Source organism: Bradyrhizobium elkanii USDA 76, from assembly GCF_023278185.1.
Classification (GTDB): Bacteria; Pseudomonadota; Alphaproteobacteria; order Rhizobiales; family Xanthobacteraceae; genus Bradyrhizobium; species Bradyrhizobium elkanii.
Genome location: NZ_CP066356.1, coordinates 1110953 through 1126695 on the forward strand (window position 1 = coordinate 1110953; position 15743 = coordinate 1126695).

The 15743-nt window shown below is 65.5% G+C and carries 17 protein-coding genes; 10 read left to right on the forward strand and 7 right to left on the reverse strand.

Going from position 1 to position 15743, the window contains the following annotated elements; all coding sequences use genetic code 11:
* Positions 1-5 precede the first annotated feature (5 nt).
* Positions 6-887 (forward strand): 3-hydroxybutyryl-CoA dehydrogenase, encoded by an 882-nt coding sequence (locus JEY66_RS05230; protein WP_026191882.1) that lies wholly within the window; start codon positions 6-8, stop codon positions 885-887.
* Positions 888-901: 14 nt separating this feature from the next.
* On the opposite strand, the gene JEY66_RS45035 is transcribed toward JEY66_RS05230, so the two are convergent.
* Together JEY66_RS45035 and JEY66_RS05235 are read right to left on the reverse strand one after the other, a co-directional pair.
* A complete protein-coding gene (locus JEY66_RS45035) occupies positions 902-1027 on the reverse strand; it encodes a hypothetical protein (protein ID WP_259171278.1) in 126 nt (41 codons plus the stop codon).
* Positions 1024-2256 carry a pyridoxal phosphate-dependent aminotransferase gene (locus JEY66_RS05235; RefSeq protein WP_240536815.1) on the reverse strand — a complete coding sequence of 411 codons (1233 nt, stop codon included), beginning with the start codon at positions 2254-2256 and terminating at the stop codon, positions 1024-1026. The genes JEY66_RS45035 and JEY66_RS05235 overlap by 4 nt, the downstream gene beginning before the upstream one ends.
* Positions 2257-2351: 95 nt before the next feature.
* Here JEY66_RS05235 and JEY66_RS05240 point away from each other — a divergent pair, with 95 nt between their 5' ends.
* Complete coding sequence (locus JEY66_RS05240) at positions 2352-3209, forward strand: LysR substrate-binding domain-containing protein (protein ID WP_016845289.1); 858 nt, start codon at positions 2352-2354, stop codon at positions 3207-3209.
* Between the two features lie 121 nt (positions 3210-3330).
* Entirely contained in the window at positions 3331-3519 is a 189-nt protein-coding gene (locus tag JEY66_RS05245) for a putative motility protein (RefSeq protein WP_016845290.1), read from the forward strand.
* Here JEY66_RS05245 and tlpA read toward each other — a convergent pair whose 3' ends face one another.
* A complete protein-coding gene (gene tlpA, locus JEY66_RS05250; protein ID WP_018268958.1) occupies positions 3520-4200 on the reverse strand; it encodes a thiol:disulfide interchange protein TlpA in 681 nt (226 codons plus the stop codon).
* A gap of 127 nt (positions 4201-4327) precedes the next feature.
* Between tlpA and argH the strand changes: the two genes are divergently transcribed.
* The 3 genes from argH (at position 4328) to lysA (ending at position 7369) form a co-directional block, all read left to right on the forward strand.
* The gene (argH, locus tag JEY66_RS05255) at positions 4328-5725 is read left to right on the forward strand and encodes an argininosuccinate lyase (protein ID WP_016845292.1); all 1398 of its coding nucleotides are present in this window, start codon (positions 4328-4330) and stop codon (positions 5723-5725) included.
* A gap of 92 nt (positions 5726-5817) precedes the next feature.
* A complete protein-coding gene (gene lptM / locus JEY66_RS05260) occupies positions 5818-6087 on the forward strand; it encodes an LPS translocon maturation chaperone LptM (protein ID WP_018268957.1) in 270 nt (89 codons plus the stop codon).
* Between the two features lie 16 nt (positions 6088-6103).
* Positions 6104-7369: a diaminopimelate decarboxylase gene (lysA, locus tag JEY66_RS05265; protein ID WP_018268956.1), complete on the forward strand. Its 1266-nt coding sequence runs from the start codon at positions 6104-6106 to the stop codon at positions 7367-7369.
* Positions 7370-7521: 152 nt separating this feature from the next.
* Here the strand turns inward: lysA and JEY66_RS05270 are convergent, their stop codons facing one another.
* Positions 7522-8433, reverse strand: a complete 912-nt coding sequence (locus tag JEY66_RS05270; protein WP_016845295.1) for an NAD(P)-dependent oxidoreductase — start codon at positions 8431-8433, stop codon at positions 7522-7524.
* A 194-nt stretch (positions 8434-8627) separates the two neighbouring features.
* Positions 8628-9011 carry a carboxymuconolactone decarboxylase family protein gene (locus JEY66_RS05275; RefSeq protein WP_018268955.1) on the reverse strand — a complete coding sequence of 128 codons (384 nt, stop codon included), beginning with the start codon at positions 9009-9011 and terminating at the stop codon, positions 8628-8630.
* Between the two features lie 172 nt (positions 9012-9183).
* On the opposite strand from JEY66_RS05275, the gene JEY66_RS05280 reads away from it, so the two are divergent.
* The 4 genes from JEY66_RS05280 (at position 9184) to JEY66_RS05295 (ending at position 14340) form a co-directional block, all read left to right on the forward strand.
* Positions 9184-11817, forward strand: coding sequence for a TIGR02302 family protein (locus JEY66_RS05280; protein ID WP_018268954.1), 2634 nt, complete (start codon positions 9184-9186; stop codon positions 11815-11817).
* Positions 11818-12215: 398 nt separating this feature from the next.
* On the forward strand, positions 12216-13451 hold the full coding sequence (locus JEY66_RS05285; RefSeq protein WP_244620868.1) for a TadE/TadG family type IV pilus assembly protein: 1236 nt from the start codon (positions 12216-12218) through the stop codon (positions 13449-13451).
* A gap of 11 nt (positions 13452-13462) precedes the next feature.
* Positions 13463-13966 (forward strand): TadE/TadG family type IV pilus assembly protein, encoded by a 504-nt coding sequence (locus JEY66_RS05290; RefSeq protein WP_240536818.1) that lies wholly within the window; start codon positions 13463-13465, stop codon positions 13964-13966.
* Positions 13963-14340 carry a TadE/TadG family type IV pilus assembly protein gene (locus tag JEY66_RS05295; RefSeq protein WP_240536819.1) on the forward strand — a complete coding sequence of 126 codons (378 nt, stop codon included), beginning with the start codon at positions 13963-13965 and terminating at the stop codon, positions 14338-14340. The genes JEY66_RS05290 and JEY66_RS05295 overlap by 4 nt, the downstream gene beginning before the upstream one ends.
* 10 nt (positions 14341-14350) lie before the next feature.
* Here the strand turns inward: JEY66_RS05295 and JEY66_RS05300 are convergent, their stop codons facing one another.
* Positions 14351-14728, reverse strand: coding sequence for a response regulator (locus JEY66_RS05300; protein WP_018268953.1), 378 nt, complete (start codon positions 14726-14728; stop codon positions 14351-14353).
* 37 nt (positions 14729-14765) lie between these two features.
* Positions 14766-15632: an MJ0042-type zinc finger domain-containing protein gene (locus tag JEY66_RS05305; RefSeq protein ID WP_018268952.1), complete on the reverse strand. Its 867-nt coding sequence runs from the start codon at positions 15630-15632 to the stop codon at positions 14766-14768.
* Positions 15633-15743 lie beyond the last annotated feature (111 nt).

The window sequence follows — 15743 nt, forward strand, 5'->3', positions numbered from 1 at the left end:
ACAAGATGACGGTGGCAATCAAAAAGGTCGGCGTGATCGGTTCGGGTCAGATGGGCAATGGCATTGCCCATGTGGCGGCGCTGGCCGGCTTCGACGTGGTGCTCAACGACGTGTCCGGCGACCGGCTGAAGTCGGCGCTGGCGACCATCAACGGCAATCTGACCCGCCAGGTCGCCAAGAAGGCGATCAGCGAGACCGACCGCAAGCAGGCGCTCGACCGCATCACCTCCGCCGAGTCGCTCGACGCGCTCGCCGATTGCGATCTCGTGATCGAGACCGCGATCGAGAAGGAAGAGACCAAGCGCAAGATCTTCCATGAGGTCTGCGCGGTGCTGAAGCCGGAAGCGATCGTCGCGACCAACTCGTCGTCGATCTCGATCACAAGGCTCGCCGCCTCGACCGACCGCCCGGAGAAATTCATCGGCATTCATTTCATGAATCCGGTGCCGGCGATGGAGCTGGTCGAGCTGATCCGCGGCATCGCCACCGACGACATGACCTTCGACACCGCCAAGGCGTTCGTCGCCAAGCTCGGCAAGCAGGTCGCGGTGTCGGAAGATTTCCCCGCCTTCATCGTCAACCGCATTCTGTTGCCGATGATCAACGAGGCGATCTACACGCTGTATGAAGGCGTCGGTAACGTCGAGGCGATCGACGCCGCGATGAAGCTCGGCGCGCACCATCCGATGGGCCCGCTCGAGCTCGCCGATTTCATCGGTCTCGACACCTGCCTGTCGATCATGCAGGTGCTGCACGAGGGATTGGCCGACTCCAAATACCGGCCGTGCCCGCTGCTGGTGAAGTATGTCGAAGCCGGCTGGCTCGGACGCAAGAGCCAGCGCGGCTTCTACGACTATCGCGGCGACAAGCCGATCCCGACGCGGTAATCACCTCTCTCGTTTCAGATCAGTGTCCGCAAGAGCGCGAGCGCTGCGGGCACGAGACCTGCGATGACAGCCACACCCGTTCCAAGTCCGAGCAGATGCGCCGCCAGCGCGAGACGCTGGCTGTGTGCGTGAGGCGTCATTGCAGTGCCGCGCAGGCGCGCTTCAGCCGCCCTGCAGCCTCCTCGATGGTCGCTGACGGGTTGGCGAAGCTGACGCGGATATAGGGCGACAGCCCGAGATCCTCGCCGGCAAACACCACCACATCGGCCGCCTCGAGCAGATAGGCCGAGAAATCGCGGTCGGTCCGGATCACTCTGCCATCCGGCGCGCGCTTGCCGATCACGCCGGCGCAGGCGACCAGCAGATAGAACGTGCCTTCCGGCGGCGTGCAGGACAGCCCGGCGCATTCGTTCACGAGTTCGGCAAAGCGGTCACGCTTGGCGCGAAGGATGGCGGCGCGCTCAAGCAGCACATCCTGCGCGCCGTCGAGCGCGGCAACCGCCGCCGCCTGGCTGATCGACGAGGCGCCGGACGTGGTCTGCGACTGGATGGTGATCATCTCGCGAATCAGCGTCGATGGTCCGGCGGCATAGCCGATGCGCCATCCCATCATGGCGTAGCTCTTGGCGAGGCCGCTGACGGTCAGCGTCCGCGGTTTGAGGCGCGGCTCGATTTCCGCAAGCGTCGGCGCGGGCGCGCCATCGAACACGATGTGCTCGTAGAGCCCGTCGGCCAGCACCCAGATGTCCGGATGCCGCACCAGGACCGCGGCGATCTCGGACAGATCCTCGCGCGAATACAGCGCGCCGGACGGGTTGACCGGATTGTTGACGATGATCCAGCGGGTTCGCGCCGAAATCGCAGCCTGCAAATCCTCCGCGCGCAGCTTGAAGCCGTTGTTCTGCGCGCATGGCACCACCACCGGCGCCGCGCCGGCAAGCCGCACCTGATCGAGATAGGGCGCCCAATAGGGTGCGGGGATGATCACCTCGTCGTCAGGCGCCAGCGTCGTCAGCAGCGCGTTGAACAGCGCCTGCGTCGAGCCGTTGGTGATGACGATCTCATCCAGCCTGTAGTCGAGATGATGGTCGCGCAGCAGCGCGGCCCGCACCGCCCGCTTCAGCTCCGGCGTGCCGTCGACATCGGTGTAACGGGTCTCGCCGCGCAATGCCGCTTGATGCGCCGCCGCGATCACGTGATCCGGCGTCGGGAAGTCCAGATTGCCGGACGACAGCTCGATGATGTCGCGGCCGGCCGCGCGAAGTTCGCGGGCACGGCGCCGCAGCACCGACGCGGGCGACGCCTTGATGCCGCTCATCCGCGGCGAGAGGGATGGCAAGACGGATGGGATGGCTGAAGCGGGCGCCACGGCGGTTCTCCTGTCGGGTTCGACCCAACCTAGGAGCTTCTTGATCATTGAAAAATCGTATGGAATAGTATTTCAATGATTTTGATTTTAAATGTATGGCCATGAAAGCACTCGATATCGAGGCAGTGCAGGCCTTTGTGCTGGTCGCCGATCTCAGCAGCTTCACGCGCGCGGCGCAGGCGATGGAGACCACGCAGTCCGCGATCAGCCTGAAGATCAGGCGGCTGGAGGACGGCCTCGGCCGGCGGCTGCTGGAGCGAACGCCGCGGCTGGTTCGGCTGTCAGCTGAAGGTGCCGCCTTCCTCGGCGCCGCGCGCAATCTGGTTGCCGCGCATCAATCGGCGATCGGCTCGTTTGCCGTCGAGCATCGGCGATTGGTCGTCGGCATCAGCCACCACATCGTCGGATCGGAGCTGGCCTCGCTGCTGAAGCGGATGAACACCACCGATCCCGGGGTGGTGATTCAGCTGCACGTCGATACGTCGCGTTCGGTGCTCAGCGCATTCGACGACGGCAAGCTCGATGCGGCGATCGTGCTTCGCCATGACGCCAAGCGCCGCGATGGCGACGTGCTGTTCGAGGAATTGTTCGGCTGGATGGCCGCGCCTGATTTTCACCATCGGCCGGGCGAGCCGTTGCGCCTCGCCACGCAAGCCGAGCCGTGCAGCGTGCGGGCCATGGCGATCGAAGTTCTCGACGCCGCCGGCATCGCCTGGACCGAGGCATTCGTCGGCGGCGGGCTGTCGACGATCGGAGCTGCGCTCTCCGCGGGCCTTGCGGTTGCCGCGCTGGCGCGCCGGGTGGCGCCGGCCGATACCGTCGACCTCGGGCCAAAGCTTGGCCTGCCGCCGCTGCCGTCCCGCGATGTGGTGCTGCACTCAAAGCTGTCTGACGCGCGGACACGGCAGGCGCTGCGCACCCTCGGCGCGGCCTTCGCGGCGAACGCGGCCTGAGACGCGGATCATCGAGCGAGCGGGACCTTCGAGGCCGATGCGTCAGCCTGACGCGGCGATCGATTACCCAAGCATTAACTTTCGCGCGTTACCTCAAACCCCAGTTTTGGGAGTGCCGCGTATGGACATGATGAGCATGGTCACCAGCATCTTGTCGATGCAGCAGGGCAATTTGCAGGGTGAGATCGCGACCCGCGTCACGAAGCAGAACCTCGACGCCGAGAAGTTCGCGGTTCAGACCCTGCTCGGCACGCCTTCCACCGCGAATTTGTCGCCCGGTATCGGCGACAACCTCAACGCCATCGCCTGATCAGAACCCGGCTGCGGCCGGGGCTAGCGCCGCCTTCACCAGCTTGATCGCGTCGTCGCTCGCCCATTCGGCGGGACCGGCGATATTGGCGATTTCGCAGCCCTGGCCGTCGACCAGCACCGAGGTCGGCATGCCCAGCGCCTTGCCTATGTTCTTAAGATCCTGAAAAACCTTGGCTTTCTGATCCGAAAAATAGCCGAGATTGGTCAGATTGGCCTCTTTCAGGAAGTTTTTCGGCTTGTCCGGGTCGCGGGTGTCGATGTTGATCGCGACCACCTCGAAATCCTTGCCGCCGAGCTTGGTCTGCAGGCTGTCGAGCGCCGGCATTTCCTTGCGGCAGGGCACGCACCAGGTCGCCCACAAATTGACCAGCACGGTCTTGCCGCGCCAGTCCGAGAGCTTCTTCGGCTGGCCGTTGGCATCCTCGAAGGTCAGGTCGGGCAGCCTCAAGGGGGTGGTTGCCATGGTCAGCGCCGCGACCTCGCCATGGGCGAGCGGAGCGATCTTCTTCGCCAGAGCCACCGCGCTGTTGCAGGCGATATCGCCGCCCGCGGGATGCCTGAGGCTGGAGACCCCGACATAGCCGATCACGGCCCCGGCCAGCACGGCGCCGATCACCAGCGGGATACGCCACTTGGCGGTCGGCCTGGCGGTCGGGTTGGGTGGGGTCGTCTCGGGCATATCGTTTGTCATCCTGGGTCAGATGTGGCTAAGCAGTGCCGGGAATACGACCGGAACTGCGGTGCTGTTTCGCCGCCTCCGGCCATGAAACCGCAAGGCTGAAATACGAATTCGTGAGCGAGATGTCATGAGCAACAAGATGTGGGGCGGCCGGTTCTCGGAACGTCCCGACGCGATCATGGAGGAAATCAACGTCTCCATCGACGTCGACCGTCACCTTTATGCCCAGGACATTGCCGCGTCCAAGGCCCACGCCGCGATGCTCGCCGCGCAAGGCATCATCACGTCAGCTGATGCGAAAAATATCGGCAAAGGTCTAGACACGATTTTGTCAGAGATCGGCAAGGGCGATTTCGATTTCAAGCGCGCGCTCGAGGACATTCATATGAATGTCGAGTCGCGGCTGTCCGAATTGATCGGGCCCGCGGCGGGCCGGCTGCACACCGCGCGCTCGCGCAACGACCAGGTCGCGACCGATTTCCGGCTCTATGTCCGCGACACCATCGATGAGACCAATGCGGCGCTGGCCGCGTTCCAGCAGGCGCTGGTCGCCCGCGCGCTGGAGCATGCCGGCACGGTGATGCCGGGCTTCACCCATCTGCAGACCGCGCAGCCCGTCACCTTCGGCCATCATCTCCTGGCCTATGTCGAGATGGCCGGCCGCGACCGTGGCCGCTTTGCCGACGCGCGCAAGCGGCTGAACGAATCGCCGCTGGGAGCGGCTGCGCTCGCGGGCACCTCGTTTCCGATCGACCGCGCCGCGACCGCCAAGGCGCTCGGCTTCGACCGTCCGATGGCCAATTCGCTCGACGCGGTGTCCGACCGCGATTTCGTGCTGGAGACGCTGTCGGCGGCGGCGATCTGCGCCGTGCACATGTCGCGCTTTGCCGAGGAGATCGTGATCTGGACCTCGCCCTTGGTCGGCCTCGTCAAGCTCAGCGACAAGTTCACCACCGGCTCGTCGATCATGCCGCAGAAGCGCAATCCGGACGCGGCCGAGCTGGTGCGCGCCAAGACCGGCCGCGTGATCGGCGCGCTCACCGCGCTCCTGATCGTGATGAAGGGCCTGCCGCTCGCCTATCAAAAGGACATGCAGGAGGACAAGCAGGGCGCGATGGAGGCTTTCGAAGCTCTGTCGCTGGCAATTCGCGCCATGACCGGCATGGTCGAGGACCTGGTGCCGGACGAGGCCAGGATGAAGGCCGCCGCCGGCGAGGGCTACGCCACCGCGACCGACCTCGCCGACTGGCTGGTCCGCACCCTGAAAATGCCGTTCCGCGACGCCCACCACGTCACCGGGCGCATCGTCGGCCTGGCCTCGAAGCAGGGCGTGGCCCTGCACGAGCTGCCGCTCAAGGCCATGCAGGAGGTCGAGCCGAAGATCACGGCCGACGCGCTGAAGGTGCTCAGCGTCGAATCCTCGGTGCAGAGCCGGACCTCGTTCGGCGGCACGGCGCCGAAGAATGTGATGGCGCAGGCGAAGAGCTGGGCCAAGCGGCTGGAAAAAGAGCGAAAATTGGGCTGAACCGGAAAATTTGGCCGTGATTTCATGGCGCTCCGCCTCTCGCCAGAGCACGCCAATGTTTGTATGGTGCCGCCCGAATTGGGGAATTCGTCGTGATTAGCAAGAACCGCCTGACCCCCTCGGGATGGGCCATCATTGTGCTGGGCGTATCAGCACTGGCGCTCGGCGGCTGCGGCCGCAAGGGACCGCTCGACCTGCCGCCGACCGCGAACGTCGCGCCGGGCGCGGCACCGAGCGACACCGAGAGCGAGCGGGCAGCGCAGCCCAGCGTGTTCAATCCGACCTATGGCTCGGAGGCCGCGCCGGCCGCGCCGCGAGGCAATAAACGGCCCTTCATCCTCGATCCGCTGCTCGGCAATTAGTATCTAAAAGCGTGTCATGAACCATTTCGACTATCGCAACGGCGTGCTGCATGCCGAGGCGGTCAATCTCATTGAGCTGGCGGAGGCCGTCGGCACGCCGTTCTATTGCTATTCGACCGCGACGCTGGAGCGCCACTACCGCGTCTTCACCGAAGCCTTCGCCGGCGAGAAGGCGCTCGTCTGCTACGCCATGAAGGCCAACTCCAACCAGTCGGTGCTGCGCACGCTGGCCAAGCTCGGCGCCGGCGCCGACGTGGTGTCCGGCGGCGAGTTGAAGCGGGCGCTGGCGGCCGGGATTCCGCCCTCGAAGATCGTGTTCTCCGGGGTCGGCAAGACCGAGGGCGAGCTGCGCGCCGCGCTCACTACCGACATCCTCTGCATCAATATCGAGTCGGAGCCGGAGCTCGAGATGCTGTCGCGTCTCGCGGTCGAGATGAAGAAGACGGCCCGCATCTCGGTGCGGGTCAATCCGGATGTCGATGCCGGCACCCATGCCAAGATTTCGACCGGCAAGTCCGAGAACAAGTTCGGCATTCCGATCGCGCGCGCCCGCGAGGTCTATGCCCGCGCGGCAAAGCTGCCGGGCATCAAGGTCACCGGCACCGATGTGCATATCGGCAGCCAGATCACCGATCTCGGGCCGCTGGAGGTCGCTTTCCGCCTGCTCGCCGAATTCGTGCAGACGCTGCGCGCCGACGGCCACGACATCTCGCATGTCGATTTCGGCGGCGGCCTCGGCATCCCCTATTACATGGATCGCGCCGCGCCGCCGGCGCCGGACGCCTACGCGGCGATGGTCAAGCGCGTCACGCACAATCTCGGCTGCACGCTGATGTTCGAGCCGGGCCGCATGATCGTCGGCAATGCCGGCATCCTCGTCACCCGCGTCGTCCATGTGAAGCCGGGCGATGCGAAGAACTTCGTCATCATCGACGCCGCGATGAACGACCTGATCCGGCCGACGCTGTATGAAGCGCATCACGACATTCTGCCGGTGCGCCAGCCTGCGCCCGGCATTCCGACGATGATCGCCGACCTGGTCGGCCCGGTCTGCGAGACCGGCGATTACCTCGCGCTCGACCGCGCGCTGCCGCAGCCGAAGGCAGGCGATCTGCTGGCGATCATGACCGCCGGTGCCTATGGCGCGGTGCAGTCCGGCACCTACAACACGCGGCCTCTGGTGCCGGAAGTGCTGGTCAAGGACGACCAGTACGCCGTGGTCCGCCCGCGCATCGACGTCGACGCCCTGATCGCGATGGACAAGCCCGCGCCGTGGTTGTGAGGTGCTAAGCGCGCCATATCAATGGTGTCGTCCTGGCGAAGGCCAGGACCCATAACCACCACTACCGCTTGTCTTGCGGCGCTGTGGCCCCAGCTTCCCTCACCACGAACGCCGGGGGTAATGGGTCCTGGCTTTCGCCAGGACGACGACGCTTACTTCGCAGCGTGCGCGCCGCCCTTGCCACCGCCGACGATCACGCCCGCGGCCTTCTCGATCGGCTTGATCGCAGCGGTGAAGTCCGAATCCGGTCCCTCGTCGCGGATGATGACTTCCCAGAGCCGGCCGACCGCTTCGGCGACTTCCATCGAAAGCCCGAGCGAACGCATTTCCTCGACCGCGAGCCGCACGTCTTTCACCATCAGCCCGGTGGCGAAGCCGAAGTCGAAGCTGCGCGGCAACACCGAGCGCGGAAACTTGTCGCGGCTCGCGGTGTTCAGCCCGGAGCCGGCATTGATGACGTCGATCATCACGGCCGGATCGAGCCCGGACTTCACGCCCATCACAACAGCCTCCGAGGTCGCCACCATCGCGGTCGCCGACAGGAAGTTGTTGGCGAGCTTCATGGTCTGGCCGGAGCCCGGCTTGGTGCCGATGAAGAACACCTTGCCGATGACGTCGAGCGCGCTCTTGACCAGTTCGAAATCGGCCCGCGGGCCCGACACCATCACGGCGAGCGTGCCCTTCTCGGCGCCGGAGACGCCGCCGGAGACCGGGCTGTCGATCTGCACGATGTTCTTCTTGGCCAGCAGATCGTGGATCTTCACCGCCATCTGCGAGCCGACGGTGGAGAGGTCGATGAAGCGTTTGACGCGCGTGCCCTCGATCACGCCGCCCGCGCCGGTTGCGACCTCGAGCGAAGCCTGCAGGGAGGGCAGGCTCGCCATCACGGTCTCGACGCGGTCGGCGATGTCCTTGGGCGAGGTTGCGGCCACCGCGCCGAGTGCAACCAGCCTGTCGAGCGCGTCCTTGCTGGTGTCGAACACGGTGAGCTTGTGGCCGGCCTCGATCAGCCGGCGCGCCATCGGGAGGCCCATCTTCCCGAGGCCGATGAATCCGATTTCCATGAGTCGTTTCCTCTGCGTCGTTATGTGCGGAGCCGCATGCCCCACATTCACTGTCGTCCCGGCGAAGGCCGGGACCCATTACCACCGCGCTTGATTGCTGTGCTCCGCTGGAGCGCCAGCGTGTTCCCACCACCAAGGCCTGTGGTTATAGGTCCTGGCTTTCGCCAGGACGACGGCGGTGAGGCAGCAATGCCTCACGCCTTGTTGTCGAGTTCGGCGAACACCTCGCGCGCGATGCGGAAGCTGTCGACGCCGGCCGGGATGCCGGCATAGATCGAGACCTGCATGAAGATCTCGCGGATTTCGTCGCGGGACACGCCGTTGGTCAGCGCGCCCTTGATGTGGGCCTTCAATTCGTGCGGCCGGTTCAGGATCGAGATCATGGCGAGGTTGAGCATGCTGCGGGTCTTGCGCGGCAGTTCCTCGCGGCCCCAGACTGCGCCCCAGCAATATTCGGTGACGAGTTCCTGGAATGGCTTGTTGAAGCTGTCCGAATTCTTCAGCGCATTGTTGACATAGGCTTCGCCCAGCACCGCCTTGCGGATTTCCAGCCCCTTGTCGTGCGTTTTTTGGTCCATATCGCGTTCCTCATGCGTTAATGCGATGGTTCGGCCGGGACGTTACGGGGTCGAACCGCCGCAGTCACGCCTTCGTGTTATGCGTATTTCCCGGTGTGGGTTACGCCCTGGAACGGGTGCCTCAAAGCCGCCGCCGTGCTAGGCTGACCTGCCGGCTACCCCGGAGATTTTATTGAGCGGAGCCAACATCGAGCCCTCTGACCCGTCACGCGCCGTCCGCGACAGCGATGCGGTCGCGCGGCTGAAACTGACGCAACAGAGACTCACGGAGGCTCTGCAGCGGGCAAGGTTCGCGATTGGGTGGGAACGGGCCTGGCCGCATCTGGCGCGATCCCTGACGATCGCAGGATTGTTCCTGGTCGCGTCCTGGGCCGGCCTATGGCTGGTGCTGCCGTTTGTCGCACGCGTGGCCGGTGCCGGCCTGTTCGGCATAGCTGCGCTCGCGGCGCTGTCGCCGCTGGTGCGCTTCCGCTGGCCGAGCCGTGAGGAGGGCCTTAGCCGGCTCGACCGCGGCGCCGGCATTCGCCATCGCCCGGCGACCACGCTCTCCGACACGCTCACCAACAAGGACCCGTTTGCGCTGGCGCTGTGGCAGGCGCAGCGCGAGCGCACGCTGGCCTCGATCAAGCGCATCCGCGCCGGGCTGCCGCGGCCGCGCGTCTCGCTGCACGACCCCTGGGCGCTGCGCGCGCTGGTCATCGTGATGCTGGTCGCGAGCTATGTCGCCGCCGGCGACGAGCGCGGCCTGCGGGTCGCCTCCGCATTCGACTGGAACGGCATCATGGCGCCGGCCAATGTCCGGGTCGATGCCTGGGTGACGCCGCCTAACTACACCGGCAAGCCGCCGATCATTCTGTCGAACGCCAACAAGGACGCCAACGCGGCCGACACCACCCCGCTCGCGGTCCCGGCCGGCAGCACGCTCCTGGTGCGCTCCAGCGGCGGCAGCATTGACGTCGTCGTCGGTGGCGGTGTGACCGAGGTCGCGCCGGACGGGCAGGCGCCCAAGGGCACCAACGAGCGGCATTTCAAGATCACCGGCGACGGCACCGCGCATGTCCGTGCGCCGGCCGGCCAGCCGCAGTGGAAATTCACCGCGACGCCGGACCGCCCGCCGTCGATTGCGCTCACCAAGGATCCGGAGCGGCAGGCGCGCGGCGCGCTGCAAATGTCCTACCGGCTCGAGGACGATTACGGCGTCAGCGAAGCGCGCGCGCAGTTCGTGGCGCGGCCGACCGATGCGCCGAAGGAGGCCGACAGCAAGAAGGATGCCGACGGCAAATCCGCGCAGCCGCGGCCGCTGTTCGAGCCGCCGCAATTCGCGCTGGTCCTGCCGAATGCGCGGACCCGCAACGGCGTCGGCCAGACCGTGAAGGACCTCAGTGAAGATCCCTATGCCGGCGCCGACGTGACCTTGACGCTGACGGCCAAGGACGAGGCCGGCAATGAGGGCAAGAGCGAGCCGTTCAACATGCGGCTGCCGGAGCGCCTATTCACCAAGCCGCTGGCGCGCGCGCTGATCGAGCAGCGCCGCATCCTGGCGCTCGACGCCAACCAGAACGGCCAGGTGTTTGCCGCGCTGGAGGCGCTGATGATCGCGCCCGAAATGTTCATGCCGGAAACCGGCTATTACCTTGGTCTGCACACCGTGAGCCGCCAGCTCGAGGCGGCGCGCACCGACGACCAATTGCGCGAGGTGGTCGCCAGCCTGTGGTCGCTCGCCGTCACCATCGAGGACGGCAACATCTCCGACGTCGACAAGGCGCTGCGCGCGGCGCAGGACGCGCTCAAGCAGGCGCTGGAGCGCGGCGCGACCGACGAGGAGATCAAGAAGCTCACCGACAATCTGCGCGCGGCGCTGGACAATTTCCTGCGCCAGATGGTCGAGCAGTTCCGCAACAATCCGCAGCAGCTCGCGCGGCCGCTCGATCCCAATGCCAAGGTGCTGAGCCAGCAGGACCTCAAGAACATGCTCGATCGCATGGAGCGGCTGTCACGCTCCGGCGACAAGGATGCGGCGCGGCAACTGCTCGAGCAGATGCAGCAGATGCTGGAAAACCTGCAGATGGCGCAGCCCAATCAGGGCGACGACGACATGCAGCAGTCGCTCAACGAGCTCGGCGACATGATCCGCAAGCAGCAGCAATTGCGCGACAAGACCTTCAAGCAGGGCCAGGATTCCCGCCGCGACCGCATGCGCGGCAAGCAGGGCGAGCAGTCGATGGGCGACCTGCAGCAGGACCAGCAGGCGCTGCGCGATCGCCTGAAGAAGCTGCAGGAAGAGCTCGCCAAGCGCGGCATGGGACCGGACCAGCGCGGCCAGAAGGGCCAGAAAGGTCAGGGTCAGAAGGGCGACCAGGCGCAGCAGGGCGATCAAGGCGGCGACCAGGGCGATGACGGCGATGATGGGCTCGACCAGGCCGATTCCGCGATGGGCGACGCCTCCGGGCGGCTCGGCGAGGGCAATGCCGACGGTGCGGTAGATTCGCAGGGCCGCGCGCTCGATGCGCTGCGCAAGGGCGCCCAGAGCCTCGCCGACGCGATGCAGCAGGGCGATGGCGACCAGCCGGGCGACAGCCCCGGCAACCGCGCCGGCCGCCAGCAGAGCGGCGGCAACCAGACCGATCCGCTCGGCCGTCCGCTGCACGGCCGCGAATTCGGCGACGATTACACGGTGAAGATCCCCGGCGAGATCGACGTGCAGCGCGTCCGCCGCATCCTCGAAGAGCTGCGCCGCCGCCTCGCCGATCCGTCGCGGCCGCAGATCGAGCTCGACTACATCGAGCGGCTGCTGAAGGACTATTGAGGCCCGCGCTTCGTCCTCGACTGTCGCCGCGAAAGCGGGTAACGGCATTCAAGAGACATCGGCGCCTGAATCGAACGGCCGTGGCAAGCCGGATGCCGCGCTCGCGCGGGCATGATGCGGAATCTGCACGACGGTCATAAGCCGGCAGACGTCGGCTTCTGCGGGCGACGCACCTCTCGCTCCAATCAGTGCGATCGGGTCCGCGGGGCGTTCGCCGGTTTCGCACAATTTCATTAAAATTGTCGGGTTCCCGTTGGCGCGCATTTAAGTCGCTTGCGTCACCGTACTTCTGAAAATTGGCAAGCGTCTCAGGAGAGCACATGAGGCACAGCCGTTTATTCATTGCATCGTCAAGTCGGCCATTGGGTATTACTCGCCGGCACCAACATAAGACCAGCTTGGTTCGACAATTCGGTCGAGACCAGTCGGGTAGCTATGTCATCATTTCAGCGCTGCTCATGCCGGTCCTGGTCGGCACGGCAGGGCTCGGTACCGAAGTGGGATGGTGGTACTACAAACATAAGAACATGCAGAGTGCCGCCGACTCCGGCGCGGTAAGCGCCGCAACGGCGGCAAGTGCAGGCGCCGACCTTTTGTCCGAAGCCAATGCGGTCACGGCAAACTACGGTTACGCGAACGGGGCGAACAACGTCACGGTCACAGTGAATCAACCGCCGAAGACCGGCAGTCAGACGTCGAACCTGCAGGCGGTCGAAGTCATCGTGAGCCAGCCGCAACAGCGGCTGCTGTCAGCCTTGTTCGGCTCGGCCCCGGTGCCGGTCACCGCGCGCGCGGTCGCCCTGCCGAATTCCGGGACGGGCTGCGTGCTTGCGCTCAACGCCAGCGCCAGTCCCGCGGTCAACGTGAGCGGCGGCAACCAGCTCAACCTGATCAAGTGCAACCTTTACAGCAACTCGGGTGCAAGCCCATCGCTCAACGTGGCCGGCAGCGCGACCGTCTCTGCGAATCAGGTCGGCGTCGTCGGCGACGTCTCCGGCGCCAGCAACATCACCGCCACCAACGGCGTCAAGACGCACGTGCAGCCGATGGCTGACCCGTATGCGAACGTCTCTCCGCCGTCGAAGCCGAGCTGCTCGAATGCCAAGATCACGGTCAATTCCAACGGCAAGACGAACTCGCTCAGTCCCGGCTGCTACTCGGGCAGCATTACGGTGAATGCCGGCGCAACGCTGAACCTCGATCCGGGCATTTATTACCTGGACGGCTCGAACCTGAGCGTCGCGGGCAACGCCACGATCACGGGCAGCGGCGTGACCCTGGTCTTTACGGGCTCGGGAAGCAAGTGGGGCACGGCTTCGATCGGCAGCAACGCGATCATCGATCTGACGGCGCCGACCTCGGGCTCCACGAAGGGCATCGTCATGTATGGCGACCGCAACATGCCGGCCGGGACCGCTTTCAATCTCACGGGTGGCGCCACCCAGAACTTCGGCGGTGCCATCTACCTGCCAAAGGTCAACCTCAGCTTCGGTGGTGGTAACGGCACCAGCACATCCTGCACCAAGATCATCGCCGATACCCTGACGTTCAGCGGCACGTCGAACCTTCAGGTCAATTGTTCGGCGCTCGGCACCGCGACGATCGGCTCGCAAACCGCGCAACTCATCGAATGAGGTTGGCCCCGATGCAAATCCAGAAATCCTCACCCACGCGCCACGGCGGGTTGCTTTGCTCTCTGACACGGCGCATGAGCGCCGCCGTTCACGACAGACGCGGCGTCGCGGCCATCGAATTCGGCATCATGATCCCGTTGCTGTCCCTGATGGTCGTCTCGGTGACCGACATCGGACTCGCGCTCTATCGCAAGATGCAGGTGGAGAATGCCGCGCAGGCGGGAGCGCAATACGCCATCGTGCGCGGCTTTGACGAGACTGGCGTTACCGGCGCCGTGACAGCCGCCACGAATTCCACAGCCATCAGCGCTTCGCCCAAGCCGTACCAGTTTTGCGGATGTCCGACCAGCTCGGGGGTCAGCACCGTCAGTTGCGGTGCGGTCTGCGCCAGCGGCGCGCAGGCCGGAACATACGCCATGGTTTCGGCGCAAGGGACCTACTACACGCTGATCAATTATCAGATCGTGGCGGCCTCATACACCTATAGCGCCCAGTCCACTGCGAGGCTGCAGTGAGACTCACAACGCTATGGCGGGACAATCGAGGGGCCTCGGCGCTGGAATTCGCCCTGACCGCCCCCGTGTTCTTCCTGTTCATATTTGGCATCATCGAATTCGGACTGCTGTTCTGGACCCAGCTCGGGCTGCAGCACGGCACGGAAATGGCGGCACGTTGCGCGACCGTCAACAGCACGCTCTGTCCGAGCGGCAGCGCCATCACGAATTACGCCGCGCAGCAGGCGTTCGGCCTAACGCTTCCGGCGCAGACATTCACCTATTCCACGTCAGCCTGCGGCAACGTGGTCAGCGCGAGTTATGCATTTCAATTTGCGCAATTTCTCAATCTGTCCCCGGTGACGCTGACCGCCCGGGCATGCTTTCCGAGTTGAGCTCGTAACCCTAGCCGGCCTTCCGCGCCGCCAGCGCGTCCGCGACCGCGGTGCGGACATCGGCCACCGAGAACGGTTTCGTTACCACGTCATGCACGATCGCCTCGAGGCCGGAGGCGCGTTCGCGCTGATGGGCGAAGCCGGTCATCAGCAGGATCTTCAGCGCAGGGAAGTCGCGCGCCGCGGTCAGCGCCAGCGCGATGCCGTCCATCACGGGCATCTGGATGTCGGTAAGCAGAAGGTCGAACGCGCCTTCGTCGCGCGTCAGCACCTCCAGCGCCTCGGCGCCGTCCTGCGCGGTCACGGTTTCGTGGCCGTCCATGGCGATGGCGCGCGCCACCAGCGAGCGCATCGAGTCTTCGTCGTCGGCGATCAGAACACGCGTCATGGTGATTGGTCGGTTCCCGATAGAGCTGGCCGGCGGCTCACGCGCGGCCGCCGGTGAGATCACGCTTGTTGAAGAAGCGTACGTCGATATTGCGGCCTTCGGGCGGCGGCGAGGCGAGGCGCGACTTGAAGAAGGCCCGCTCGCCAGGATTGAGCACCGGCTGCTCCAGCACGGCGTTCCAGGCATAGATTTCGGCGCCCTGGGCGTCGCGGACCGAGAAGCGCAGCCGCGGCAATTCGACCGGCTTCCTGGTCTGGCCGACGATCATGCCCTCGATCACCAGCACCGGCTTGCCGTCTACGGTCTCGTTGGTGATCTTGAGGTCCTTGAAGGCGAGCCCGCGCAAATTCACGTCGAGCCCGGCCATCTTGTAGAACAACGCGGTCTGCGGCAGCAGCCGCACCACGTCGTTGCGCCAGACGAACAGGGCGATGATCAGCGCCGCCATGGCGCCGCAGGTGGTCGGCAGGGCGCCGATCACGGGCATGAACGGAATTCGGGGTACGGCAGGCAGGCGGAACAGGCGGGGAAGCCGGGGCAGGCGGAAGCGGCCCCTGGTTCCGGCGCCCCCGACGTCGGCATGGGCCGCGGCATCCGCCTCGGCCAGCGCCGGCCATTCCGTGTCGGCGTCGCTGCCCTCGGTGGGCAAATCGGCCGAAATCGAGGGGCTCTCGACCACCGGGGTCGCCTCAGCCTCCTCCCGGCCGATGGCCTCCCATTCGGCGGCGAGGTCGGAGCCGGCAGACTGATAGGCCAGAGTGGGCGCGGTCGCCCCGATGGCGTCCTCCGGCCGGGCCAGCCAGACCTCCCGGCAACGGGAACAACGGACGGTACGTCCGGCCTGGCCAAGGGTGGCCGGATTGATGGCGTAGGATGTTGTACAATGCGGGCAGACAATATGCATGGAGGCCGAATCTCCACCGTGTGGATGCCCGGATGCTACTTAGCGACCGTTAACGAATCGGAAACCATAACCGAAGCACAAGCTTTCTGTGCGGTTCGCGGGCGCTCGGCC

Bases quoted from the DNA above. Each gene is read 5' to 3' on its own strand.
- JEY66_RS05230 (WP_026191882.1), top strand. From the start codon at position 6: ATGACGGTGGCAATCAAAAAGGTCGGCGTGATCGGTTCGGGTCAGATG.
- JEY66_RS45035 (WP_259171278.1), bottom strand. From the start codon at position 1,027: ATGACGCCTCACGCACACAGCCAGCGTCTCGCGCTGGCGGCGCATCTG.
- JEY66_RS05240 (WP_016845289.1), top strand. From the start codon at position 2,352: ATGGCCATGAAAGCACTCGATATCGAGGCAGTGCAGGCCTTTGTGCTG.
- JEY66_RS05245 (WP_016845290.1), top strand. From the start codon at position 3,331: ATGGACATGATGAGCATGGTCACCAGCATCTTGTCGATGCAGCAGGGC.
- tlpA (WP_018268958.1), bottom strand. From the start codon at position 4,200: ATGCCCGAGACGACCCCACCCAACCCGACCGCCAGGCCGACCGCCAAG.
- argH (WP_016845292.1), top strand. From the start codon at position 4,328: ATGAGCAACAAGATGTGGGGCGGCCGGTTCTCGGAACGTCCCGACGCG.
- lysA (WP_018268956.1), top strand. From the start codon at position 6,104: ATGAACCATTTCGACTATCGCAACGGCGTGCTGCATGCCGAGGCGGTC.
- JEY66_RS05270 (WP_016845295.1), bottom strand. From the start codon at position 8,433: ATGGAAATCGGATTCATCGGCCTCGGGAAGATGGGCCTCCCGATGGCG.
- JEY66_RS05275 (WP_018268955.1), bottom strand. From the start codon at position 9,011: ATGGACCAAAAAACGCACGACAAGGGGCTGGAAATCCGCAAGGCGGTG.
- JEY66_RS05290 (WP_240536818.1), top strand. From the start codon at position 13,463: ATGCAAATCCAGAAATCCTCACCCACGCGCCACGGCGGGTTGCTTTGC.
- JEY66_RS05300 (WP_018268953.1), bottom strand. From the start codon at position 14,728: ATGACGCGTGTTCTGATCGCCGACGACGAAGACTCGATGCGCTCGCTG.
- JEY66_RS05305 (WP_018268952.1), bottom strand. From the start codon at position 15,632: ATGCATATTGTCTGCCCGCATTGTACAACATCCTACGCCATCAATCCG.